The 25,919-nt window shown below is 33.8% G+C and carries 24 protein-coding genes, 2 tRNA genes, 1 other RNA gene and 1 pseudogene; 24 read left to right on the top strand and 4 right to left on the bottom strand.

The window, feature by feature from the left end; translation table 11 throughout:
• Window positions 1-12 precede the first annotated feature (12 nt).
• From ssrA to FP432_RS03480, 7 genes are all read left to right on the top strand, one after another.
• Window positions 13-379, top strand: a transfer-messenger RNA (tmRNA) gene (gene ssrA, locus FP432_RS03510).
• Window positions 380-636: 257 nt separating this feature from the next.
• On the top strand, window positions 637-1,533 hold the full coding sequence (locus FP432_RS03505) for a DUF3737 family protein (protein ID WP_265489466.1): 897 nt from the start codon (window positions 637-639) through the stop codon (window positions 1,531-1,533).
• A gap of 1 nt (window position 1,534) precedes the next feature.
• The gene (locus FP432_RS03500; RefSeq protein WP_265489465.1) at window positions 1,535-2,707 is read left to right on the top strand and encodes a MalY/PatB family protein; all 1,173 of its coding nucleotides are present in this window, start codon (window positions 1,535-1,537) and stop codon (window positions 2,705-2,707) included.
• Between the two features lie 37 nt (window positions 2,708-2,744).
• Window positions 2,745-3,713 (top strand): type I phosphomannose isomerase catalytic subunit, encoded by a 969-nt coding sequence (locus FP432_RS03495; RefSeq protein WP_265489464.1) that lies wholly within the window; start codon window positions 2,745-2,747, stop codon window positions 3,711-3,713.
• 19 nt (window positions 3,714-3,732) lie between these two features.
• Window positions 3,733-4,125: an SdpI family protein gene (locus FP432_RS03490; RefSeq protein WP_265489463.1), complete on the top strand. Its 393-nt coding sequence runs from the start codon at window positions 3,733-3,735 to the stop codon at window positions 4,123-4,125.
• Window positions 4,125-4,835: a response regulator transcription factor gene (locus FP432_RS03485; protein ID WP_265489462.1), complete on the top strand. Its 711-nt coding sequence runs from the start codon at window positions 4,125-4,127 to the stop codon at window positions 4,833-4,835. Before FP432_RS03490 ends, FP432_RS03485 begins: the two co-directional genes overlap by 1 nt.
• Before the next feature lie 2 nt (window positions 4,836-4,837).
• Window positions 4,838-6,289, top strand: coding sequence for a sensor histidine kinase (locus tag FP432_RS03480; RefSeq protein ID WP_265489461.1), 1,452 nt, complete (start codon window positions 4,838-4,840; stop codon window positions 6,287-6,289).
• A 53-nt stretch (window positions 6,290-6,342) separates the two neighbouring features.
• Here the strand turns inward: FP432_RS03480 and FP432_RS03475 are convergent, their stop codons facing one another.
• Window positions 6,343-8,517: an LTA synthase family protein gene (locus tag FP432_RS03475; protein ID WP_265489460.1), complete on the bottom strand. Its 2,175-nt coding sequence runs from the start codon at window positions 8,515-8,517 to the stop codon at window positions 6,343-6,345.
• Window positions 8,518-8,675: 158 nt separating this feature from the next.
• Between FP432_RS03475 and FP432_RS03470 the strand changes: the two genes are divergently transcribed.
• The 6 genes and pseudogenes from FP432_RS03470 (at window position 8,676) to FP432_RS03445 (ending at window position 14,922) form a co-directional block, all read left to right on the top strand.
• Window positions 8,676-9,296, top strand: coding sequence for a VanZ family protein (locus FP432_RS03470; RefSeq protein WP_265489459.1), 621 nt, complete (start codon window positions 8,676-8,678; stop codon window positions 9,294-9,296).
• A gap of 76 nt (window positions 9,297-9,372) precedes the next feature.
• On the top strand, window positions 9,373-10,713 hold the full coding sequence (locus FP432_RS03465) for a glucose-6-phosphate isomerase (protein ID WP_265489458.1): 1,341 nt from the start codon (window positions 9,373-9,375) through the stop codon (window positions 10,711-10,713).
• A 78-nt stretch (window positions 10,714-10,791) separates the two neighbouring features.
• A pseudogene (locus FP432_RS03460) lies at window positions 10,792-12,175 on the top strand (MFS transporter).
• A gap of 263 nt (window positions 12,176-12,438) precedes the next feature.
• Entirely contained in the window at window positions 12,439-13,656 is a 1,218-nt protein-coding gene (locus tag FP432_RS03455) for an IS110 family transposase (protein ID WP_416202883.1), read from the top strand.
• A 190-nt stretch (window positions 13,657-13,846) separates the two neighbouring features.
• Window positions 13,847-14,287, top strand: coding sequence for a hypothetical protein (locus FP432_RS03450; RefSeq protein WP_265489457.1), 441 nt, complete (start codon window positions 13,847-13,849; stop codon window positions 14,285-14,287).
• An 89-nt stretch (window positions 14,288-14,376) separates the two neighbouring features.
• Entirely contained in the window at window positions 14,377-14,922 is a 546-nt protein-coding gene (locus FP432_RS03445) for a DUF1440 domain-containing protein (RefSeq protein WP_265489456.1), read from the top strand.
• A 175-nt stretch (window positions 14,923-15,097) separates the two neighbouring features.
• Here the strand turns inward: FP432_RS03445 and FP432_RS03440 are convergent.
• Window positions 15,098-15,170 (bottom strand) — tRNA-Gln (locus FP432_RS03440).
• A gap of 6 nt (window positions 15,171-15,176) precedes the next feature.
• A tRNA-Glu gene (locus FP432_RS03435) sits at window positions 15,177-15,248 on the bottom strand.
• Window positions 15,249-15,352: 104 nt separating this feature from the next.
• Here FP432_RS03435 and FP432_RS03430 point away from each other — a divergent pair.
• Window positions 15,353-16,369 (top strand): serine hydrolase domain-containing protein, encoded by a 1,017-nt coding sequence (locus FP432_RS03430; protein ID WP_265489455.1) that lies wholly within the window; start codon window positions 15,353-15,355, stop codon window positions 16,367-16,369.
• A 66-nt stretch (window positions 16,370-16,435) separates the two neighbouring features.
• On the opposite strand, the gene FP432_RS03425 is transcribed toward FP432_RS03430, so the two are convergent.
• On the bottom strand, window positions 16,436-17,788 hold the full coding sequence (locus FP432_RS03425; protein WP_265489454.1) for a Mur ligase family protein: 1,353 nt from the start codon (window positions 17,786-17,788) through the stop codon (window positions 16,436-16,438).
• A gap of 136 nt (window positions 17,789-17,924) precedes the next feature.
• On the opposite strand from FP432_RS03425, the gene FP432_RS03420 reads away from it, so the two are divergent.
• From FP432_RS03420 to atpA, 10 genes are all read left to right on the top strand, one after another.
• Entirely contained in the window at window positions 17,925-18,527 is a 603-nt protein-coding gene (locus tag FP432_RS03420; RefSeq protein ID WP_265489599.1) for a thymidine kinase, read from the top strand.
• A 28-nt stretch (window positions 18,528-18,555) separates the two neighbouring features.
• Window positions 18,556-19,644, top strand: coding sequence for a peptide chain release factor 1 (gene prfA / locus FP432_RS03415; protein WP_265489453.1), 1,089 nt, complete (start codon window positions 18,556-18,558; stop codon window positions 19,642-19,644).
• Entirely contained in the window at window positions 19,637-20,479 is an 843-nt protein-coding gene (gene prmC / locus FP432_RS03410; protein ID WP_265489452.1) for a peptide chain release factor N(5)-glutamine methyltransferase, read from the top strand. Before prfA ends, prmC begins: the two co-directional genes overlap by 8 nt.
• Window positions 20,480-21,481 carry an L-threonylcarbamoyladenylate synthase gene (locus FP432_RS03405; protein ID WP_265489451.1) on the top strand — a complete coding sequence of 334 codons (1,002 nt, stop codon included), beginning with the start codon at window positions 20,480-20,482 and terminating at the stop codon, window positions 21,479-21,481. It abuts the gene before it with no gap.
• A 116-nt stretch (window positions 21,482-21,597) separates the two neighbouring features.
• Window positions 21,598-22,227 carry a uracil phosphoribosyltransferase gene (upp, locus tag FP432_RS03400; RefSeq protein ID WP_265489450.1) on the top strand — a complete coding sequence of 210 codons (630 nt, stop codon included), beginning with the start codon at window positions 21,598-21,600 and terminating at the stop codon, window positions 22,225-22,227.
• Between the two features lie 108 nt (window positions 22,228-22,335).
• On the top strand, window positions 22,336-23,052 hold the full coding sequence (gene atpB, locus FP432_RS03395; protein ID WP_265489449.1) for a F0F1 ATP synthase subunit A: 717 nt from the start codon (window positions 22,336-22,338) through the stop codon (window positions 23,050-23,052).
• A gap of 30 nt (window positions 23,053-23,082) precedes the next feature.
• On the top strand, window positions 23,083-23,295 hold the full coding sequence (gene atpE, locus FP432_RS03390; RefSeq protein WP_265489598.1) for a F0F1 ATP synthase subunit C: 213 nt from the start codon (window positions 23,083-23,085) through the stop codon (window positions 23,293-23,295).
• A gap of 42 nt (window positions 23,296-23,337) precedes the next feature.
• On the top strand, window positions 23,338-23,838 hold the full coding sequence (gene atpF, locus FP432_RS03385; RefSeq protein ID WP_265489448.1) for a F0F1 ATP synthase subunit B: 501 nt from the start codon (window positions 23,338-23,340) through the stop codon (window positions 23,836-23,838).
• Entirely contained in the window at window positions 23,838-24,407 is a 570-nt protein-coding gene (atpH, locus tag FP432_RS03380) for an ATP synthase F1 subunit delta (protein WP_265489447.1), read from the top strand. Before atpF ends, atpH begins: the two co-directional genes overlap by 1 nt.
• Complete coding sequence (gene atpA, locus FP432_RS03375; protein ID WP_322555885.1) at window positions 24,397-25,908, top strand: F0F1 ATP synthase subunit alpha; 1,512 nt, start codon at window positions 24,397-24,399, stop codon at window positions 25,906-25,908. The genes atpH and atpA overlap by 11 nt, the downstream gene beginning before the upstream one ends.
• The last annotated feature ends 11 nt before the right edge of the window (window positions 25,909-25,919 follow it).

Raw genomic sequence — 25,919 nt, 5'->3', positions numbered from 1 at the left:
TGTCCTAATCATGGGGATGTTTTGGGATTCGACAGGCGTAGATTTGCATTGACTGCGATTCGTAGGTCACGTCTACGTAAAAACGTCACAGTTTAAATATAACTGCAAAAAATAATAATTCTTACGCAGTAGCTGCTTAGTCAGCCTGTGTGATCTAATGATGGTTTGCTTGTGATGATCATTAGGTTTTACCATTTAGCAAGCTACGTTTAACTACCTCACCTGAATAGTTAAAAAGAAGATTGACTAGGTTAGCTATAATTTCTTTGCCCTGTTATATGGCGCGAAGTTATAGTGAACTCAAGTAATATAACTATGATCGTAGAGGTTAATGACAAAATGCGTTTGGACAGGGGTTCAATTCCCCTCATCTCCACTATATAAAATAGGAATGCTGATATATCAGTGCTTACATATAATATAAAAAACACCTTTGACTACATAAAAGGTGTTTTTTATTATATTTAGCTACAAAGTTTTATCTTTCTATTATTGACTTGGAGTTAACTTCAAGGAGTACTCTGATTAAGATAAGAGGTTCCAGAAACTGCAGAAAGCGAACAGTGAATCTCAAATATTAGTAGTGAAGATAAATAAGTCTTAAAATGAATATGAAAGAAAGAAGAAAACTAGACAATGACAGAAATTATTAAAGATAAATATTTTGAGGGCGAAAGAATTTTATATGGTTTAAAGGATGCTGAACTAATTGATGTAACTTTGGGTCATGGAGAATCCCCACTAAAAGAAGCTAAGAATATTACAGTTATAGATTCAGTATTTAAATGGAAATATCCTTTATGGTATGACGAAAATATAAAAGTTGAAAGAACTACTTTTGAAACAATGGCACGAAGTGGTATTTGGTATACCAATAATATTCAAATTAGTAATTCTTCTTTACAGGCGCCTAAGTTATTTAGAAGAGGTAAAGGAATTACATTGGATCATGTACATTTTTCTGATGCAGAAGAAACAATGTGGACCTGCCAAGATATTAAGATAACTAATAGTGATATTAATGGAGATTATTTCGGTAAAGATTCAGAAAATATTTATTTAGAAAATGTTAATATCATTGGCAATTATGCTTTTGATGGGGCAAAGAATATTGAAGTTCATAATTGCCAATTCGTTTCTAAAGATGCTTTCTGGAATTGTGATAATGTTACTATTTATGATTCAATAATTGATGGTGAATATCTTGCATGGAATAGTAAGCATATTAAATTTGTCAATTGTAAGATTGAAAGCAATCAAGGCCTTAATTATATCGATGATTTAGTTTTGGATAATTGCAAATTAAATCATACCGATTTGGCTTTTGAATATGTGTCTAACATAAAAGCGACTTTAATTGCACCAATTGAGAGTATTAAAAATCCAATTTCGGGTAAAATAAAAGTTCCAAAAATTGGAAGGTTAATTATGGATCCAACAAAAATAGATCCTGAGAAGACAAAAATAATTTGTAATGATATTAAAGAAGAGTTTGATCAGTCTGATACTAACCAGGCTCCCAAGGAGATATAAGATGACAAAATTTGATTTTGAAACAGCACCAGATCGTAGAAATACTGATTCAATTAAATGGGACGTTGAATCGGGGCAATTGCCGATGTGGATTGCAGATATGGATTTTAAAACTGCACCAGCAATAATAGAAGCGATGAAAAAGAAAATAGAACTTCAAGCATTCGGTTATGAATGGCCTAGAAAAGATTACTTTGATGCGGTAAAGAAATGGTATAAAGAAGAACATCAAGCTGTCATTGAAAGTGATTGGATGATTTTTTCAACAGGTGTTATTCCTGCTTTATCATCAATTGTAAGACGAGTATCTCATATCGGTGATAATGTGGTAGTGCAAGAGCCAGTTTACAATATTTTCTATAATTCAATTGAAAATAATGGTCGTCACGTATTATCTAATAATTTAATTCCTAGAACAGATCATTATGAGATTGATTGGGCAGATTTAGAAGCAAAATTAGCAAATCCATTAACTACACTGATGATTTTCTGTAATCCACATAATCCGATTGGTCAAGTATGGACTAAAGAAGAAGTTCAAAAGATTGCGGAATTATGTCATAAGCATCATGTAACTCTAGTTTCAGATGAAATTCATGGTGACCTTGTTAGATATGGTGAAGATTATACTCCAGCGTTTTCTGTAAAGGGGCATGCTAAAGATGCTGTAATTTCTCTAGTTTCACCAAGTAAGACTTTTAATGTAGCAGCTTTACACGCAGCAACAGCAATTGTTCCGGACAAAAATTTACGTCAGATTGTAGAAAGAGGAATAAATTCAGATGAAGTTGCTGAACCTAACCTTCTCGCAATACCAGGAACGATTGCCGCATATACTAAGGGGCATGAATGGTTAAAGGAATTAAAGGTTCAATTAAACGAAAACTTTAATTATGCCATTGATACAATCTCTGAAAAATTACCAGATTTAAAAGTGGAAAGTGGTCCAGCTACATATTTGATGTGGATTAATATAAGTAAGATTACTGAAGATAGTGAAGAATTTACTGCTTTCTTAAAGGAAAAAACGGGATTAATTGTTTCTTCAGGAGCAATTTATCGTGGAGATGGAAATAAATTTATTCGAATTAACTTGGCCTGTCCTTTACCTATGGTGAAAGATGGCTTAAAGCAGTTAGAAAGGGGCGTTGCGTTATATTCTAAAAATAATTAGAATATTAAGTAAAAGCGTAGTTGATTGGAGAATAAAAATGGAACCATTATTCTTAACTCCTTATTTTCGACCAAAAATTTGGGGTGGAAGAAAATTAAATACTGAATTACATTATGATATTCCTGAAGGAAAAGTGGGAGAAGCCTGGGTAATTTCTGGGTATAAAAATGATGCTTCGACTGTTAATCAAGGACCATACAAGGGTCAAACATTACGTGAAGTATATCTTTCACATCCTGAATTGTTTGGAAATCCTAATGCAAAAGAATTTCCTTTACTGGTTAAGTTTTTAGATGCCAACGATAATTTGTCAGTACAAGTTCACCCAGATGATGAATATGCTCATATCCATGAAAATGATTCTGGTAAAACGGAAAGTTGGTATGTACTTCATGCCGAACCAGGGGCAAAGCTTATTTATGGCCATAATGCCAAAAGTAAAGAGGAGTTAGAGTCCATGATTAAAGAGGAAAAATGGCAAGACCTCTTTCGTTATGTCCCTGTAAAAACAGGGGATTTCTTATATGTTCCTGCTGGTACTGTCCATGCACTAACAAAAGGAATTATGGTAATTGAAACTCAACAATCTAGTGATGTAACTTATCGACTTTATGATTGGGATCGTGTAGATAAGAAAACTGGTAAAAAAAGAGACCTGCATCTTAAGCAATCTCTTGATACAATAGTAGTACCACATAGTGATCCTAAACTAGATGTTGAGCATGAAAAAGTTCCTGGTGCAGAAATTACCACTTTAGCACAGCCACCCTTATCTCCGCATTTTTATTTATGGCAAATAGATGTTAACGGAGAATTTAAGTGGGGTCTTAACAATCATCCATATTTACTAGTTTCAGTAATTAAGGGTGAAGGAGAATTTACTTATCAAGGAAAGAGCTATCCAATTAGATTAGGAACTAATTTTATTATTCCAAACGGGATGAAAAAATTTAGTTTTTCTGGTAAGAATTTACGTTTAGTTATTTCTGCACCTGGAGAAAATTAAATAGAAAAGAGGAAGCCAAATGATTTATCTAGCTTGTGGAGGAATTATGTTCGCAATTGGAGTCACTTGGCTTTTTGTTCCAGCTAAAAGGCCAAATAGAATGTATGGCTATCTTTCATATTTGGCAGTGACTAATAAAGAAAGTTTTAAATTGGCTCAGAAATGGGGCAGAAACTACTTCATTTTGTTTGGAGTTATTCAAATGATTTTAGGTTACGTAATTTATCGCCTAAACTGGGATAAGTATTTTATCATTTGGTTATTAACCTTCTATCTTTTTATAATTGCGCCATTGATGATAGTAGAAACAAAGTTACAACATTATTTAAGACAAAATAAACAGTTGCCTCATGATTATGTAAAATTAGATGAAATAAAGAAAAAAAGAGTAAAAGGATTTAGAAACAAATAATGAAAATTTTAATGGTTGAGGATGACAATTCTGTTGCAGAAATGATGAAATTATTTTTTGCAAAAGAAAATTGGGAAGTTGATATCGCTAACGATGGCCAAGAAGCAGTTGAAATGTTTATGGCTAATCAAGATAAATACGACATTATTACCTTAGACTTAAACTTGCCTAAAAAAGATGGGATGCAAGTTGCAAAAGAAATTAGAGAAATATCTAAAGATATCCCTATTATTATGTTAACGGCAAGAGACTCAGAATCTGATCAGATTCTGGGTTTAGGCATTGGAGCAGATGAGTATGTTACTAAGCCTTTCAGTCCTTTAGCTTTAATTGCGCGAATTAAGGCTCTTTATCGCCGGGTTCATATTGATGATAGTGAAGACGGTGAAGATACAGATAAAGGATTTGATGTAGTTACAAAACACTTAAAAATTTCAAAAGATCGCCGTGAAGTATTATTTGAGAATAAGCCTGTCACTGACCTGACTCCTAAAGAGTTTGATTTACTTTTGACGATGGCTAAGAGTCCAAAACAAGTATTCTCAAGAGAAAAATTATTAGAGTTAGTATGGGGTTATGAATACTTTGGTGAAGAAAGAACTGTTGATGCGCATATTAAGAAGTTACGTCAAAAATTAGAGGCAGCCGGTCCGCAGGTTATCCAAACCGTATGGGGAGTTGGATATAAGTTTGATGATACCGAGGTATAAAGTTGAAGCTTTTTTATCAATTAATGCTCGGGTTCTTATTGATTATTTTTTCTAGTTTGACTATTATTGGATATTCTTCCACTAATTACTATACAGAGCAAGCTTATATCCAAAGCTATGATCGATTAGAAGGATATGCTGATTCATTAGAACAACTGGTCCTCTCCCAAAAAAATCCTGCTGAGGATGAATTAGATGCGGCTTTTTTGGATAAACTACAGATAGTTATGCAGGGTGAAGATACTACTTTAAGAATTTTTAATCGTGATAATCATTTAGTTTATCCTCATTCTCCAATGCAATGGAAATTACCTAAAGATTATTTCAATAAATTAAAAAAGGGAAAAACTATTAGGATAAAAAATGATCACCAAAATGCTCAGCTAGCTTTTTCAGATCATGAAGCATATACAAGTGTTTTAGTTCCATGGTTTGATAAAGGAAAGCTAATAGGAGTTATTTGGATTGGTTCTCGTGTTCAAAACGTTGAAGAGGTAATTATTCACGAAAGACGTAATTTATTAACAGCCTTATTAATTACAGCAATAATTGCAATTGTACTAAGTTTTATAATTTCTTACTTTATTTCTTTGCGTCTTCGTCGCTTATCTCAAGCAACTAAGAAAATTGCTCAGGGTAATTTTAATGTTCATCTTTCTAATCATGACATAGATGAACTAGATGACTTAGCACAAGACTTTAACTCAATGGCGTACTCTCTAAAAAGGGCTAATGATGAAGTGCAAGCTCAAGAAAAAAGAAGAGACGAATTTATGGCAGATGTATCGCATGAGATGAGAACTCCATTAACTACAATTAATGGACTGATCGAGGGATTAAAATATAATGCTATTCCTGCAGATTCAGTTCCTCAGTCTTTAGATTTAATGCAAAGTGAGACTAAGAGATTAATAAGACTTGTAAATGAAAACTTAGATTATGAAAAAATTCGTAATAATCAAATTAAGTTATATAAAACTGAATTTAATGCCTATCCTACCTTGCGTAATCTTTTAACTCAAATGAATCAGAAGGCAAAAGATAAACATGATAAATTAAAATTAGTTTCTCCTAAGAAATTACCAATATATGCTGATAAGGATCGTTTTACTCAAATATTGGTTAACTTAGTTCAGAATGCCTTACAATTTACTGAGAATGGAAAAATTATTATTTCTGCTAAAAGAATTGAACATGGAACTCAGATTGAAGTTCAAGATACAGGTATTGGCATGGATGAAAAACAAAAGAAATATATCTTTGAAAGATTTTATAAAGCAGATCCTTCTCGGGCAAAATTGGGTTCTGGAGAGTCGGGGTTAGGCTTGTCGATTGTTATGTCGCTAATTAAACAACACGGTGGAGAAATAGCAGTTGAATCGACGCTTGGAGAAGGAGCTACTTTTATTGTTACTTTGTATGATAAAGGATATGAAAAGAATAAAGAAAAGTAGAAAATTAAATACAATAAAAAATCGAAATTCAATTAAGAATTTCGATTTTTTTGCTACTTATTTGATTGCTCAGAAGAACTATCTTCTGAACTAGAACTATTAGGATTTGGCCCAATATTCTTAGGGATATTGGTAATTTCATCTTTTGTACTTTCAGGTGCATCAGTGACATATAAATCAGTGGTTGTTCCTTTATGTTGAGAATAAAGAGAAGTAGAATTATTTCCTAATTCATTAGCAATTTTTAACATTTGAAGATAATTATCTTTGTAGTCAAATTGACTAGGATCATCAGGAATAAATCCTTTTGGAGTGTAGAAACGTAGTAAATTGCGGTTATTTAAAAGATCAGAATCATGTAAAGAAGTTTTTGCATATTTAGTTAGGCTAGTGATTTCCTTCTTTTGTTTCTTAGTTAGGTTTGTAATCTTCTTACCAGTTTTTTGATCATAAATTGTACCACGTATTCCCTTGTTACCAAGGATAATATATTTTGGTGTAACAATTGTTCCATTGCGGAATACAATAGTTTGCTTGTGTTGTTTTGAAAGCAAGTCAGTACCAAACTGGATATAATTATTAGTCTTAATACCTAATAGATGAAGAATAGTAGGAAGGGCATCAATTTCTCCACCGATTTCAGAATTAATACCTCCCTTGATTCCAGGCATATGAATCATAAAAGGCACTTTCTGAATCTGCGTCTGATCATAATCATTCCAACTAGCACTATCTTTCCCAAGTAAAGGTGCTAAAGCATTAGTTTCACTATTTGAACTTCCTACTCCGTAGTGATCTCCATATAGAATCACCATAGTGTTTTTTTCAAGACCGCTCTTTTTGAGATAATCAAAGAATTCTTTAAGTGATTGATCTAAATAGTGGGCGGTTTCAAAGTAATTATTAATAGTGGTATTAGAAGTGTCGGTAGTGGTAAAGTTTTTATCTTTATCTATTTGATTCATATCAAAAGGAATATGATTTGTGACAGTTAAGTATTTGACATAGAAGGGTTGCTGCATTTGCTCAAGGTATTTAATACTTTGAGCAAAGAGCAATTTGTCTTTAATTCCATATCCAATAGAATCATCTTTATTTTTAGAGAAATACTGAGCATCAAAGAAATAATTATAGCCAAGATTTTTATAGACATTATTTCGATTCCAAAATGTTCCAGTATTACCATGAAAGACGGCAGAAGTATAGCCGGTTTGACGAAGAATTTGTGGAGCTGCTTGAAATGTATTTTCTGAGCCCAAAGAAGTAAAGAGAGATCCATCAGAAATACCATAGGTACCTGTTTCCATCATGTTTTCTGCATCACTTGTTCTACCTAATCCAACTTGGTGGTAAAAATTATTAAAAGCGAGAGTGTCTTTACTGTGATAAAGAGAATTTAAAAATGGCGTAACTTCTTGACCATTTACTTTCATTCCAATTAGGAATTGTTGGAAACTTTCAAGGTGAAGAACAATAACATTTTTACCTTCAGCTTTACCAAAATATTTAGCATTTGGTTTAGCATAATTATTTTGCGCAAAGGTTAATATCTTGTTAATATCATCAGCATTTGCATTGCGTTTACCTTGATCAGTCTGGGCACTTTTTGCCATATCATAGATGGAATAAGTATCAATTCCAAGATATTTAACTACATATGAGCGATCAAATGTATTACGCATTAAACGTGGTCTTGATGTCTCAGCTAACATAATATTAAGGGTTAAGATAAAAACACCAAATGAAGTTACGGCAAAAGGTCGGACAAAGCCAAACTTACGAGGATCAATCTTTATTACTCTAAAGATAAGCAAGAGAATAATAATGATGATATCAAGCCAAATAATGATATCAGAGGGATGAAGTAGAGCGATTGTACTTTTACCAAGTCCTTGTGATACCTTGCTGGTATTTTCTACTGTTTTAAAAGTTAAAAAGTCATTGAACTGCCTATAATAAATGATGTTTGAAAACAGTAAGATAGTATTCAAAACATCTAAAATTAACATTGCTATGTATGAAATTATAGGTTTTGCAATGTATAATCCTAAACTGATTAAAATAATCCCACTGCCAAGGGGAGTAAGCCAGATTATAAAATGTTGATAAGGATCAGAGATTCCTAATTTAAAGTCAAAATAAGCCGCAAACATATACTTTAGCCAAAAACAAAGTATTAATAGCGTAAAAAAGCCAATTCTTGTTTGCAAAAATTTTCTTTTTTTCACAATTTTTCTCCTTTTATTAAGGAATATTTTACTGGTTTATTGTTAATCCGACAAATTTTCTTACAAGGTTTTAAATTTTTTAATAATATTCTGGAAAAACAAGAAATTTATTCAAAGTAAACTATAATAAAAATAAAAAACATAAAGGCGATCTGATTATGCTATTTTTACAGCCACTTTATAATATTTTAACTAATTCTCCCGCTGGGAAAATAAACCATTTTGCATTATTAAAGTTGATTTTTTATAGCTTGGATAAAACCATCTTTTATTTCTTAATTTTTGCATTTCTGAGATTATGTTGGTTAATTTTTGTGCGACACCGTCGGTCTTTAAAATCAGAAGCATGTGTATGGATTTTTGCATTCTATTTAATATTATTATTAATGTTAACAACTTTTAGAGATACATATTTTCCCTGGCAGTGGTCGTTGAATTTCCATAGACCTTTGAATGAAATTAATTTAGTATTTATGAAAGAAACCTGGAAGCTTACTAAAGGAGCTAGTTTATTGGATTTCTTTTACAATTCTTTTGGCAATATTTTATGGTTTATGCCCTTTGGATTATTATTTCCAATTGTTGCTCAAAGAAAAAGGTGTTTTAAACTAACCGTCTTCTTAGGATTTTTATTGTCATTTACCATTGAAAGCTTTCAATTTATCTTGATGACAGGAGTTAGTGATATCGATGATATCTTCTTTAATGTGTGCGGTGCAATTCTAGGATATGGGTTATATTATTTAATCATAAAGTTTCATCCAAGAATAATTAATTAATTTATTTTTCTATTAAATATCTGCTAAAATAAATGATGTAGAAGAAAACAAAAATCAAACAAAGGAAGTATTTAAAATGACAAAAGTCGTTCATTTTGACGCTAGTAAATTAAAGCCTTTTGTTCATGAAAATGAATTAAAGGAAATGCAACCAATGGTAACTGCTGCTGATAAGGAATTACGTGAAGGTAGTGGTGCTGGTGCAGATTTCTTAGGTTGGGTTAACTTACCAGTTGATTACAATAAAGAAGAATTTGATCGTATTAAAAAAGCTGCTAAGAAGATTCAAAGTGATTCTGAAGTTTTAGTTGGTATCGGAATTGGCGGTTCATACCTTGGTGCTCAAGCTTCAATTGAGTTCTTAAACAGTGCTTTTTATGGTAGAGAAAAAGAAAAATACCCAACTGTAGTATTTTGTGGTAACTCAATTTCAGGTTCTTACCTTTATGACTTACTTGAATGGTTAGGCGATAAGGACTTTAGTATTAATATTATTTCTAAATCAGGTACTACTACTGAACCTTCAATTGCTTTCCGTGTCTTGAAAGAAAAATTAATCAAGAAGTATGGTAAGGAAGAAGCTAATAAGAGAATTTATGCTACTACTGACCGTGCTAAAGGTGCTTTAAAGACTGAAGCGGACGCTGAAGGTTACGAAGAATTTGTTGTTCCTGATGATATTGGTGGTCGTTTCTCAGTTCTTTCAGCTGTTGGTTTGCTTCCAATTGCAGTAGCTGGTGGAGATATTGATGAAATGATGAAAGGTGCTGCAGATGCACGTGCTGCTTACCAAGATCCTGATGTACTTGGTGATAACCCATACAAGTATGCAGCTCTTAGAAATATTCTTTACCGTAAGGGTTACACTACTGAAATCCTTGAAAACTATGAACCAACTTTAAGAATGTTTGGTGAATGGTGGAAGCAATTAATGGGTGAATCAGAAGGTAAAGATCAAAAGGGAATTTACCCATCAAGTGCTAACTTTACTACTGATCTTCATTCATTAGGTCAATACATCCAAGAAGGTCGTCGTAACTTAATGGAAACTGTAATTCGTGTTGAACATCCAAAACACGATGTAACCATTCCTGATGATAAGGAAAACTTAGATCAATTGAACTTCTTATCAGGTAAGACTATGAACTATGTAAATGACCGTGCTTACGAAGGTGTGGTTTTAGCTCATACTGATGGTGGCGTACCGGTTATGACTGTGGATATTGAAGATCAATCAGCTCATACTTTAGGTTACTTAATTTACTGGTTCGAATTGGCAGTTGGTATTTCAGGTTACTTAAATGGTATTAATCCATTCAACCAACCAGGTGTTGAAAGTTACAAGAGAAATATGTTTGGTCTTTTGAACAAACCTGGTTATGAAGATTTACATGACGATTTAACTAAGCGTCTTTAATCTAAATAAATTAAAGCAGAATATAAGAGTAGGGAGATAATCTTTCTACTCTTTTATTTTGTTATAGGAAGGGAACCGATGAAAAAGGAAACTACAAAAAAGAATATTTTTGCTGTATTAGCAGTTGCGTGCATGTCTTTTGTGGGAATTTTAACAGAAACGAGTTTAAATGTTACTTTCCCAACATTAATGAAACAGTTTAGCGTCACAATGAATATTATCCAATGGGTAACTACAGGATACTTGCTCATGATTGCGATTATTATGCTTACCTCCTCCTATCAAAGTAGACGATTTACGGCCAGACAGATTTTTATTTTTGCATGCATTGCGTTTATGGTAGGGAGTTTAGTTTCAGCATTTGCAAGTAATTTTACTTTGATGCTATTAGGACGGTTAATTTCTGCTTTTGGGGCTGGACTGTCTATTCCTCTAATGTTTAATTTAATTGTCGAAGTAATGCCACAGGCTAAATGGGGACTCTATATGGGGATTGGAGGAATGATTTTAGCATTAGCTCCAACTTTAGGTCCTTCATTTGGTGGAGTGGTCACTTACTTTCTTGGTTGGCAATGGATTTTTTTAATTGTTACTGGCTTTGCTTTAATTGTATTTTTGATTGGGATTTTTGTTGTTGGAAAATATCATGAACCAACTATAGAACAAATGGATTGGTTGGGATATATAATCCTAATTTGTGCATTAGTAAGCTTAGTTGTTGGTTTTAACCAGTTAGGACAAGGAATAGGTAATTGGAAATTCTGGGCCCTGCTAATCTTTTCGGTTATGGCTTTTGTAGGTTATGGATGTTATTCTAGAAATTCACGTAAGAAGATCTTAAATATTAGAAGTATTTAAAAATAAGGCTTTTTGCTTTGCTGCTTTAGCATACTTCTTACTTCAATTTGGTAATATTGGAACAAGTTTCGTTTTACCGAACTATGCCCAAATAGTAGCTCATCAGTCTTCATTAATTGGTGGTTTAATTCTGTTTCCCGGAAGTATTATTGCTAGTTTATTAACACCTTGGTTTGGAAACCTGTATGATCATTTTGGTGCAAAAGTATTGTTATACATTGGAGGTTCATTATTTACTTTAGGTGGCCTTTTATTTGCTATCTGGGGTATTAATTTGAGCATGCTGATGATAATTATTTTTTATGGAACATTTTCATTAGGTCATCGGATGTCTTTTGGCAATACTATGGCAGAGGCTTCAAAGATTCAGCCACGTGAATTACAGACAGATGGAACAGCTGTCTTTCAAACTGCACAACAATTGGCAGGCTCAGTTGGGACGACAATTTTAGCGGCGATTTTAGCAATTTATCAAAATAAGGGTGGAGAATCTTATGCAATACTAACTGCTAAAGGAAGCCAAGTTAGTTTTGGGATTATTTTTGGCATCGGAGTTTTAATTTTATTTAGTTACTGGAGAATGTTTAAATTAGAAAAAAGATAAAACATTCTAAGCTAAATAGTGAATTAGTTATCCGACGGGATAATTAATTCACTATTTTTTATTCTCTTGTAGAATTTAAGTAGTAGTAAAACGATATGTCAAAGCCTTTTTAGACACTTGATGTCGTAGACAAAACTGGCAGTTTTACTTAGGCTATCAATAATCTCTTCGAAGAATGTGGACACGTTGATGTCGAGTTTAGAAAATTAGATCTGATTTCTTAAGTAAATACGTTTTACTACTTAAGCTTAGGGGGTTATATAATGCAAATTACTTTTGGAATTGATGTAAGTAAGTCTACTTCTACTATTTGTGAGCTAATTGGTGAAAGTAAAAATGAATTTACCATTACTAACGACCGTCCTGGTTTTATTAAATTACTGCACGAATTAGCTGCTTTTACTAAACAGCCAGAAATTATTTTTGAAGCTACTGGTGTTTATTCACGCAGACTACAAGCTTTTCTAGAAGATTACGGTTATGAATATGTTGTGCTTAATCCTCTTAAAGCAAAAAAAGAAATGGATTTGGGACTACGTCATAATAAGACTGATAAAACTGATGCTTATCATTTAGCCTTAATTCAAAGACTTTATCATCATCCAGTTAGTCAAAATCAGTCTCAGTCTTATAAGCAACTCAATGCTTTGAGTCGTTTCTATGACCAGCTAACAGATGATTTAGTCACAGCTAAAAATAGACTTCACCAGGCTTTACAATCAACTTTTCCCGAAATTGAAAATCTATTTTCTACTGCTAAAGGTAATAATTACTGGCAAATAGTTGCTCATTACCCTCATTGCGATTTAGTAAGACAAGAGAACAAAAATCAAATTATTAATTGGCTAATGAATTTAAAAGGTATTGCATTTAAACATGCTCAAAAAACTGCTGATAAACTTATTGAATTAGCTTATCAAGCTTATCCAGTTGTCTCCGAGACTAGTATAGAAGTTCAACAAGTACAATATTATACCCAAAGACTACTTAATCTAAGTAAGCAAAGAGAACAATTAATTACAAGAATGGTTAAACTCGCTAAGACTTTACCTAATCATGATTTAGAAAATCTAGAAAGTATTCCAGGTTTTGCCCAAACTACTGCAGTTAGAGTTTTAGCAGAATTGGGAGATGTACGCAGATTTAGCAATCCCAATAAAATTAATGCTTTTATTGGCATAGATCCAGGTAGATATCAGTCAGGTGAAATGGATTCTAATTTAAGTATTACTAAGCATGGTAATGCAATAGCACGTAAATTGCTTTATCGTGCTATTGGTCAAATTGATAATGCGGCTAAGACTAATCCGTGTCACATAGCAGATTATTATGAAAGCAAAAAGCTATCTTCTCAAACCAAAGGGTTTAAAAAGATAGCTATTGCTTCAATACATAAACTAATCAGAACAATTTATGCCCTGATTATTAATGATCAACTATATGATTACAACGTAGCCACACATAACCAAAAAAGACTTTAGTCGTAATTAATTGATCAACTACATTATAACGCTAAGCCCAAAAATCAGATATAAACTTGGGCTTATTTATCGTGCTTAATTCCAAAAATATATCGACATTAATAGCTACTTAAACTAAAATTCAAGCTAAAAACATAGTCAAACATCGTATTGTGCTTGACTTTACGTAGAAAAAAGAGGGAGTTTAAATATGGCTAAGAATAATGAAAAATTTCAAGAAATGGAAAGTACCATCTATAATTTTGCAAAAGATTTATTCTTTAAGAATGAAGCAATGGCTGATTTAGTAAGTTTAAATGCACAGAAAGATTTACTTACTCTTAAAGAAGAGCAGGCTCAAAAAATGCAAGAGATTAGGGCAACGTTGATTGATTTTTGTCAGCCGCAAGTTAAGGCCATTATTGAGGTAAGTAAAAATGCTAAAGATATAAAACCTGATTTTCAACTGGTAAAGAATCAAGTTCATCAATTGTTGCAAAATTATGATAATTTAATAAAATTAATAAGCTATGTTAAAGAAGTTCGCGCAAAAAAAGGACATTCTCTTACTCACCAATGGCAAGAAATGACAAATAGAATTGACCAAATGAATATTGATTCTATTAAGCAGATAAATTTGGAGCTTAACTAAAACATCCTTGTTATTCTAAAAAATATGCTTGACATGAAATTTTAGAAGCACATAATAAACTCAATAATTTATAAAAAGGAGTTACTAAAATGGCAGATACAAAGCAAGTATCTAACTGGCGTATTTTCTGGAAAAGCGTTTGGGTAGGGATTATAGCTGGGATGATCTCAGGTATGGTTAAAATTGGTTGGGAAAAGATTCTACCACCAAGAACTTTGGCACGTGATGTAGTTAATCCACCACAGCATATGTTGCAACAAATGGGTGCAAGTTATCAGTTTACCCATGCTTATGTTATTTATAATACAGATCAAAAAGTATTCTGGGTAGCTTTAATTTTGCACTTTTCATTTTCAATATTTTTTGCTTGGCTTTTAATTTATATGGTGCAATATAAGAAGACAGCCTGGGCTGGTTTATGGCAAGGAACTTTTTATGGATTCTTAATTTGGATCATTTGGCATATAATTTTAATGCCACTTTTAGGGACGACTCCTGCGCCTTGGCAAATGCCGTTTGCAGAACATGTATCAGAGTTCTTAGGTCACTTGGTCTGGGGTTGGTCAATTGCTGCTGTTGGATACTTTATGATTGCTAAGCAGAAAGTTAAAACTTTAACTAATAAGTACTGGTAAAAGAGGTAAATATTTTAAATATATACCTGAAGAATGAAAAAAAGGGGAATAATTCAATCCATTTGAATTATTCTCCTTTTAGTATGATTTTCACAAATTCTAGATAATTTTAAAAAACAAAAATCCCTTAACCCCAAGGCTTACTCTCACTCGGAATTAAGGGACTTTCACAAAATTGAGATATCCGGGCTCGAACCGGAACATCCAGGAACCAGAAACCTGTGCCTTACCAATTTGGCTATATCTCAGTAATATCACCCGTACGAGAATTGAACTCGTAACTCCACCTTGAGAGGGTGGCGTCTTAACCATTTGACCAACGGGCAAAGTTAACATATGTAAATATAATTGAATGGAGGCCATGTTGTCAAGTGTTAAAGTGCTTTTTTCTGTAAATATGATAGAGTATTATATCTATAGAGGAGAAATAATGATCGAATATTTTAAAACTAAGCATTTAATCGAGAGCATGGTAAAAAATCGCATTGTACCTGGTGTAAATTATGCTCTTTTAAAAGAAAACCAAGTCTTTACTTCTACGGTTGGTTTTGAAAGTTTACTACCAACAGTTACGCAATTAAATCCTTTTGATTTGTATGATTTAGCTAGCTTAACTAAAGTGTTAGGTACAACTAATGTTTTTCTTAAATTATATGAAGAAGGAAAATTAAATTTTAGCGAAGAAATTAGTAATTTTATGCCTCAGTTTAAAGATAATAGGGTTAGAATTTCTCATTTGTTGACTCATACGAGTGGAATTAGAGGCTGGATTGAAAATAGAGACAAGCTTAATCAAGATGAACTCCTCGCTGCACTCGTATCTTTACCGGTAACAAATGAATTTGAAACGAAAATGCGTTATGCAGATACTAATTTTATTATCCTTGGTCTCATTCTGGAGAAAATTTATCATAAGCCAGTTCAAAAAGTAATTACAAATGAAATTTTACGTCCAACCAATTTAAAGAGGACAACTTTTACTCCTTCTAAAAAGGATTGTGTTCCTACCGCTTTATTGACAAATGGAAAAGTTTTACAGGGAGTTGTCCATGATCCAAAGGCACGAGTCTTAGGAGATAGGTGTGGGTCGGCTGGCTTGTTTAGTAATATTCATGATCTAATAAAATTATCTCAGGCTTATTTAGGTGTTGATAAAAATATATTGCCTTTAAAACAAGATACTTTGGCTAGCTTATATAATATTCAAACACCAAAGAGTGTACATCCTCGTACATGGGGATGGGATTTGTGCTTTGACCCGGAAGATAGACATCCCATTTTGTATCATACTGGCTTTACGGGAACTTTTATGTTGCTTGATCGATTAAATAGAACGGGATTGATTGTACTAACTAATAGAATTCATCCTAGTGGCCATAACTTAGCATTTTTGTCGATGCGAGAGCATATCGTAAAGATGTTTTTACAAGAAAATAAGATAAAATAAAAAAGGTTTTCGTTTTGAACTGTCCAATTTTTTGGTCTCAGTTCAGTTTGAAAACCTTTTTATTATTTACATTCCTGCTTTAATGATTTTCTTTTCAGCCATTGCTTTACGAAGAGATAACATAGCCGTGTAAGTAGAAAGAATATAAACCTTTTTAGTAGGTAAAGAACCTAGCATCTTGATAACTTCATCATCATTGGGGACGGTGGTCATTAGAGCTGGATCAAAACCTGCTACTTCTAAACGAAAGCCCATATCATGCCAGCGCTGACCACCAACTAATACCTTTTTAATTTTGTCCTTGTTAAGACCTTCAAAGTCAGCATCCCAAATCCAGGATGTATCAATACCGTCAGCATGGTTAGCGTTGAGTAGAGTAACAAGTGAATAATCATCTTTTTCTGTGTTAAGCATATGAAGAACTTCATCAAGCCCAACCGGATTTTTTACTAGGATTAAATCTATTTCTTTATTTTGGTAGTTGATTAGCTCTTGACGGCCGAAAATGCGCTTATTTTCGGCAAATGATTGCGCTACCTCTTCGTCAGTTAAACCAAATTCACGGGCAACGGAGTAAGCTGCTAAGGCATTGTAGATATTGTAAGTTCCTCCGATACCAATTGAGTAATCTTTATCACCCATTTTAAATTCAAGACTGTTAGGAGTTTGGCTAATGATTTGATTGACAGTATAGGTTAAGTCAGGACGATGATAGCCACAGTTAGGACAGAAGAAGTCTCCTAAGTTAGCATAAATTCTTTCATGAAAATGAAGAATATGATTACACTTAGGACAAAGAACACCATCTGTATTAACAGGAGCAGTAAGATCATTTTCTGGTTTATCGTCAGGTAACTTGAAGCCATAAAAAACTTTTTTGTTAGGTAGGTCAACTGACGAGAAAATACTTGCATCTCCGTTAGCAATGATGGTTGCATCAGGAGCTAATTTAATTCCTTCAACAATCTTGTCATAAGTAGTATAAATTTCACCATAGCGATCCATTTGATCACGAAAAATATTAGTTAATACGAAGGCAGATGGATGAAGTAGCTTAGTAATATATTTAACGTTGGCTTCGTCAACTTCAAGAACGGCAATCTTTTTACCATTGCGTTGAGGATGATGCGCTAAGAAAGCCGTAACTATCCCTTGTTGCATATTTGAACCTGAGGGATTAGTTAGAATATCCCCGTACTTTTTTCTTAAAGCTTCGGTAATTAAAGCTGTTGTCATAGTTTTACCGTTAGTTCCGGTAACAATAATTACCTCATAATCTTTAGCTAGGGTATGTAAAATATCAGGATCAATTTGCATAGCTAATTTTCCTGGGAAACTTGTTCCACCCTTTAAAATATTGTGTAAAAACCAATAAGAAGATTTGCCTGCTAATTTTGCAGTTCCAGTTTTAATACTCATTGTAAATCCCTCACTTTTTAACTAGCTTTTACTATATCATAGGAAACACATTTAAACGATATTTCCAAAGTACTTTTAAACAATATTTATTTCCTCTATACTATTTAGACAGAAGAAAGTGAAAAAGGGGTTAAAGATGGCACAATTATTTTTTCGATATGGAGCCATGAGTTCAGGCAAAACAATTGAAATACTTAAAGTAGCACATAACTATGAAGCCCAAGGTCGTCAGATTGTATTAATGACGAGTGAACTGGATGATCGTACTGGTAAAGGAGTGGTTGCCTCTCGTATTGGACTTCATCGTAATGCATTACCAATTAAAGATAATCTCAATCTTTTTGATTATGTAAATAAGCTAAATCAGGAAGATATTGCTAAAGGTGAGGGAGGAATCGCCTGTGTCTTGATTGATGAAGCACAATTTATGAAAAAGCATCATGTCCTTGAATGTACTAGAATTGTGGATGAACTCAAAATCCCAGTAATGACTTTTGGCTTAAAAAATGATTTTCAAAATCATTTATTTGAAGGCAGTGAGAATTTATTGACTTTTGCTGATAAAATAGAAGAGATGAAAACAATTTGTCATTATTGTGGACATAAAGCAATCATGAACTTGAGAATCAATAATGGAAAACCTGTTTATGAAGGAGAACAAGTACAAATTGGTGGCGATGAAAGCTATTATCCAGTTTGTCGTTTTCATTATTTTCATCCGGGAGAAAAAAGAGATTAATTTTGTTTAAGGAAGGATTTATAGACTAATGGATAAAGTTATGGCACGTCTAGAAGGATTAGTTGCCCATTATGAAGAACTTCAAGAAATGATGGCTGATCCGGAAGTAATTAATGATACAAAACGTTATATGGAAATTTCAAAAGAAGAAGCTGATATGAGAGAAGTTGTACAAGCATATCGTAAATATACAGCTGATCAAAAAGAAGTTTCTGACAACAAAGAAATTATTTCAAATGAATCTGATGCTGATTTAGTAGAAATGGCAAAGGAAGAAAATTCAGAATTAGAAAAAGAAGTAGAGGAACTTGAAGAAAAAATCAAGATTTTGATGCTTCCTAAAGACCCTAATGATGATAAGGATATTATCATGGAAATTCGTGGAGCAGCCGGTGGTGATGAAGCTTCCTTATTTGCTGGCGACTTACTTAGAATGTATGAAAAGTATGCCGAAACTCAAGGTTGGAAAGTTTCAGTTATTGATTCTGAACCAACTGAAGTGGGCGGGTACAAACATGTTGCGATTATGATTACTGGTGATAAGGTTTACTCCAAATTAAAATATGAAAATGGTGCTCACCGTGTGCAACGTATTCCAGTAACTGAATCTCAGGGTAGAGTTCATACTTCAACTGCTACAGTAGCGGTTATGCCTGAATATGAACAAGTGGATATCGATTTAGATCCTAAAGATATTAGGGTAGATGTTTATCGCTCATCTGGTGCCGGTGGTCAGCACATTAACAAAACTTCCAGTGCCGTACGTATGACTCACTTGCCAACAGGTATTGTAGTGGCTATGCAAGATCAACGTAGTCAACAACAAAACCGTGAAAAGGCTATGCAAATTTTGAAATCACGTGTCTATGATTATTACGAAAGTCAAAATCGTGATCAATATGATGCTGAAAGAAAAAGTGCTGTAGGTACTGGTGACCGTTCTGAAAGAATCAGAACTTATAACTATCCACAAAACAGAGTTACAGATCACCGTATTGGCTTAACAATTAATAAGCTTGATCGAGTAATGAACGGTGAACTTGATGAAGTAATTAATGCCCTTGTTTTGTATTATCAAACTCAAGAATTGGAGAAGATGGCGGAAGAAAATGCCTAATACTTTAAATGCTATAAAAGAAACCACCTTGAAAGATAACCCAGATATTCGTGAAGGAGATCTTGATTTTGTTTTAGGCGAACGCCTTGGCTACACTCCTTCTGAATATCAGTTACATTTAAATGATGAGTTAAATGAAGAGCAGCTAAAACAAGCTAACAAAGATATCAAAAAATTACGTCGTGGGGTATCTCCACAATATATTCTTGGATTTAGCTGGTTTTATGGCTATAAAATCTTAGTTAAGCGTGGAGTTTTAATACCTCGGTTTGAAACTGAAGAACTAGTCAAATGGGCACTTGATAACATCCAAGATCAGACTAAGATTTTAGACTTAGGAACAGGTTCTGGAGCTATTATGGTAGCCTTAGCCCAAGAATTAGCCAAAAAAGATATTAATAATCTGCAACTATATGCTAGTGATATTACTGACAATGCTTTGCGAGAAAGTGAAGAAAACTTTTTAAAGTATGATATTGATGTTATTACAAGAAAAGCAAATGTCTTAATTGGTCTAGAAAAATTTGATGTAATCATTTCTAATCCACCTTATATCAAACTTTCTGAAAAAGATTTGATGGATGAAAATGTAAAGAAGAATGAGCCAGAAGAGGCTCTTTACGGTGGAGCAGACGGCTTAGATTTTTATCGTAAATTCGTCAAACAAGTTCGTGAACACTTAAATAGTTATGGTCAATTCTTCATGGAGTTTGGTTTTAGTGAAAAAGAACAATTAGAAGAACTTTTTGCAAAAGAATTGCCAGATTTTGAGATTGAATTTAGAAATGATCTAGCTGGAAAGCCAAGAATGGTTCATGGAAGGTGGCAAAAGTAATTGGAAACTAAGATTTTCAAGAAAGATGATATTCCTGAAGCAGTAAAATTATTAAAGCAAGGTGAACTTGTTGCCTTTCCTACTGAAACCGTCTATGGCTTAGGGGCTTTAGCTACTAATGAAAAAGCTGTCAAAGGTGTGTATGCTGCTAAAGGACGGCCAAGTGATAATCCATTAATTGTAACTGTAGCTGATGAAAAGATGATGGCGCAATATGTTGAAAATATTCCAGAACGTGCCCAAAAATTAATTAATCATTTTTGGCCAGGTCCGTTAACTATGATTTTGCCAGCAAAAGAAGGAAGTTTGCCAACTGCAGTAACTGGTGGGTTGCCAACTGCTGCTTTTAGATGTCCAAATGATGCATTAACACATGAATTAATTAGTCAATTAGGCGCTCCTATTGTTGGCCCCTCCGCTAATACTTCTACTAAGCCTAGTCCCACTACGGCTGAACATGTCTATCATGATTTGAAAGGAAAAATTGCTGGAATTATTGATAGTGGACCTACAGCAATTGGACTTGAATCAACTATTATTGATTTGTCAGTAGCAAAACCTATTGTTTTGCGTCCGGGTGAAATTACACCTGAAGAACTAGGAGAAGTTCTTGGTGAAGAAGTATTAATGAATAAGGGGACGGCAGTGACCGCTGGTGTACCTAAAGCACCAGGAATGAAGTATCGACATTATGCTCCAAGTGCTCCCGTTTATATTGTAGATCGTGAAGAAGATTTTAATTCAATCCCTCATGGGGATGATATTGGTGTAGTCGCCTTAGATTCTGTTTTAGATAAAATTGAAGCAAAGAATAAATTTAGTTTGGGTACAAGTATTGATGAGGCTGCCCATAATTTATTTGGCGCACTGCGCTTTTTTGACAATCAAGCTCAAATTAAAGAAATCTACGTCCAAGGATTTAAGCAAGGTGACATTAGTGCAGCTTACATGAATCGTTTAAATAAGTCAGCTGCAGGTCACCATTTTGAAAAAAATAATTAATATTATTTGATAAAACTAAGGTTGAATTGATAACCTTAGTTTTTTTATTTAGTGCGAACTTTAACCTTATAGTCTGCTAAAATATAGGTGAAATGGATTAAAAATAGGAGGTAACTATGGGAAAATTTACTGTTTTAAATCATCCATTGATTCAACATAAATTAACTATCATTCGTAAGAAAGATACAGGTACTAATGAATTTCGCCAAATTGTTGGTGAAATTGGTGGACTGATGGTTTATGAGATGACACGTGATTTACCATTAAAGGATATTGAAATTGAAACTCCAGTTGGTAAAACTACCCAAAAAGAACTTGCAGGTAAAAAATTAGCAATAGTACCTATTTTACGTGCTGGTTTGGGAATGGTGGATGGAGTGTTACAGATGATTCCTTCTGCTAAAGTTGGTCATATCGGAATGTACCGTGATGAGGAAACTTTAAAGCCCCATGAATACTTCTTTAAGATGCCACCTGATATTGAAGAACGTGAATGTATCATTGTTGATCCAATGCTTGCTACAGGTGGATCAGCAAATATGGCAATTGAAGCATTGAAAAAACGTGGTGCTAGAAATATTCGTCTCGCAGTTTTAGTAGCAGCTCCTGAAGGCGTTAAAGCAATTCAAGATGCTAATCCTGATGTAGATATTTATGCCGCTGCACTAGATGAAAAACTTATGGATAACGGATATATTTATCCTGGCTTAGGAGACGCTGGTGACCGTCTTTTTGGTACAAAGTAACTTACTAAAGTATGCAAAATATTTTAAAAACAGGTTTTTAATTATTTTGCTTGGTGTTAAAATCAGTATTGTGTTTGAGGTATTCAGCACAAGAAGGGAGGTTACGAAGTGGGTGAGAAATCAGTCGTTGTTAATTTGTTTGGATTGAACTTTAACCTAACTAACTGTCTAGGTGGTACCCTAGTTGCGGTTTGTGCATTTATTCTACTTTATTGGCTTGGCCATAAGGCTAGTTTAAAACCTAGCAAAAAGCAGAACTTTATCGAATATTTCATTGATTTTACAAATAATATTGTAAAAGACAATGTTGAAGATAAAGATGCACAAAAGCACTTATCACTTTATGCATTTACATTGTTCATGTTTATCTTTTTCATGAACCAATTAGGTTTGTTCTTTGAATTTTCAATTAACGACCATATCCTTGTTAAATCACCAACAGCCAACCCTATGATTACTATGACAATGGCATTAATGACATTGCTTTTATCATATAACTATGGAGTTGCAAAGTATGGATTAAAAGGCTATTTGGGATCATATGCAAGACCGGTCAGCTTTATGTTGCCCATCAATCTTATCGAAGAATTTACTAATTTCTTGACGTTATCATTACGTCTTTACGGTAATATTTATGCAGGTGAAGTTTTACTAACTTTAATCGGTGATAGGTTTGCTAAGAGTGCAGGATGGATTACTACTGTTGCTTCTATTCCATTAACTTTAGTTTGGCAAGGCTTCTCTGTCTTTATTGGCTCTATCCAGGCATATGTTTTCGTAACTTTATCAATGGTATATATTGGTAAGAAGGTTACTAAAGAATAATTTTACGGAGGTTTTACTATGAAAGATGGTTTGAAATATATTGGTGCCGCAATCGCTGCTGGTTTTGCCGCATTAGCTGCTGCCTACGGTAACGGTAAGGTTATTTCAAAAACTATTGAAGGTATGGCAAGACAACCTGAATCTGCAGGCTCATTGAGATCAATGATGTTCATCGGTGTAGGTTTAATCGAAGCTGTTCCTATTTTGTCATTAGTTATTGGTTTCTTAATCCTCTTTATGTAATTTCGTTAAGGAGATCGTTATTACAAGAAAGAAGGGGAAACTATGCAATTAATGTTTGCAGCCTTAAAACTAGAGTTAGGTGATACTTTGTATTACCTTCTAATTTTTGCACTTTTGCTTATTCTTGTAGGGCATTATGCTTGGGGTCCGGTTACTGATATGATGGAAAAGCGTCGTCAAAAAGTTATTGATGACTTAGATCAAGCAGAAAGTGACCGCAAAAAAGCAGAATTACTTGCAAATGAGCGTGAAGCAGCACTAAAAGACTCTAAACAAGAGGCAACTCAAATTCTTTCTACTGCAAAAAGCAATGCGGAAAAGACTAAAAATCAAATTATTAGTCAAGCTGATGATGAAGCTACCGCTATTAGAAAAAAGGCAGCTGAAGATGCAAAACAAGCAAAGACAGATGCTTTAAATGAAGCTCGTGATCAAGTTGCAGATCTTTCAATTTCAATTGCTGAAAAGCTAATTAGTAAAAATTTAAATGAAGAAGATCAAAAAGACTTGGTAGATAGTTTTATCAAGGGGCTCGATGACTAATGGCTTTAAGTAGAGAAGAAATTGCTGCTAGATACAGTAAGGCTTTATTTGAATATAGTTATGACGCAAATGTTCTTGATGAAGTTCATGACGAATTAAACGTTTTACTTCAAGTTGCAAAAGCTAATCCGGAAATAATTCAACTTTTATCTGATCCAATTTTAAGTAAAGATGAAAAAAGAACTTTCCTTGATACTTTTACTACTGGAACATCAGATGAAACAAAAGAATTTTTAAAATTTTTAGTTGAATATCAACGTTTTAGTGATTTTATCGATATCATCGAAGCATTCGATGTCCGTTATAACAAAGCTAAAAATATTGCTGATGGAATTGCTACTACAGCAATCGCACTTCAAAAGGAAGAATTAGACAAGATTGCTAATGCTTACGCAAAGAAGTACGGTCTAGCAACTTTGAAGGTTAAAAATAAAGTCGATCCAAGTATCTTGGGTGGCGTCGTCCTCCAAGTAGGAGATATTAGAATTGATGGTTCAATTAGAACCAAATTGCAAGAAATTCGTGAGCAATTACTAGAAAATAAAAGAGGTGAAACCATTGAGCATTAAAGCTGAAGAAATTAGCTCTTTAATCAAACAACAGCTTGAAAAATATGATGACAAGCTCAACATAGACGAAGTGGGTACTGTAACCTACGTCGGTGACGGTATAGCCCGTGCTCACGGCCTTAATAATGCTTTATCAAGTGAATTATTACAATTTTCAAATGGTTCATATGGTATTGCGCAAAACCTTGAGGCTAATGATGTTGGTATTATCATTTTAGGTAAATTCGATAATATTCGTGAAGGGGATCAAGTTAAGAGAACCGGACGTGTTATGGAAGTTCCTGTGGGTGATGCATTAATTGGACGTGTTGTTAATCCACTTGGACAAGCAGTTGATGGTTTAGGCGAAATCAAGACAGATAAGACTCGTCCAATTGAAAGCCAGGCTCCTGGTGTTATGGATCGTCAATCTGTTGATCAACCACTTCAAACTGGTATTAAATCTATTGATGCTTTAGTACCAATTGGTCGTGGACAGCGTGAATTAATCATTGGTGACCGTAAAACAGGTAAGACTGCACTTGCTCTTGATACAATTATTAATCAAAAGGGACAAGATGTTATCTGTATTTATGTTGCCATCGGACAAAAAGAATCTACAGTTAAAAATTCTGTAGAAACCTTAAAGCGTTACGGTGCAATGGACTATACAATTGTTGTAGAAGCTGGTCCAAGTGAACCTGCACCAATGCTTTACATTGCTCCTTATGCAGGAACTGCCATGGGAGAAGAATTTATGTACAATGGTAAGGATGTATTAATCGTATTCGATGACTTAAGTAAACAAGCCGTCGCATATCGTGAAATATCCTTACTTCTCCGTCGTCCACCTGGTCGTGAAGCTTATCCAGGTGATGTCTTCTACTTACACTCACGTTTATTGGAACGTAGTGCTAAGTTGAGTGACAAACTTGGTGGTGGATCAATGACTGCGATTCCATTTATTGAAACTCAAGCAGGAGATATTTCTGCATATATTCCAACAAATGTTATTTCTATTACTGATGGTCAGATTTTCTTGGAAGCAGATTTATTTAATTCTGGTACACGTCCAGCCATTAATGCTGGTGAATCAGTTTCTCGTGTTGGTGGGAGCGCTCAGATTAAGGCAATGAAGAAAGTTGCCGGTACCTTGCGTGTGGATTTAGCTTCATATAGAGAACTTGAAAGTTTTGCCCAATTTGGTAGTGACTTAGATCAAGCTACGCAAGCTAAATTAAATCGTGGTCGTCGTACTGTTGAAGTCTTAAAACAACCATTACATAAGACTTTACCAGTAGAAGATGAAGTCTTGATTCTTTATGCATTAACACATGGATTTTTAGATAAAATTCCTGTTGATGATATTCAACGTTATGAACTTGACTTGTACGATTACTTTGCAAGTAACTATAATGACTTACTTGATGTAATTCGTAAGACTGGTGATTTACCTGATGAAGAAAAGCTTAATGCTGCTTTAAAGAACTTCAACGAAGGTTTTTCAATCAGTAAAGATTAGAGGAGGTTTTT

Source organism: Lactobacillus sp. PV034 (assembly GCF_014522305.1).
In the GTDB taxonomy this organism is placed as follows: Bacteria; Bacillota; Bacilli; order Lactobacillales; family Lactobacillaceae; genus Lactobacillus.
The sequence above is the reverse complement of the archived record's forward strand: the minus strand, read 5'-3'. Positions and strand labels throughout refer to the sequence as shown.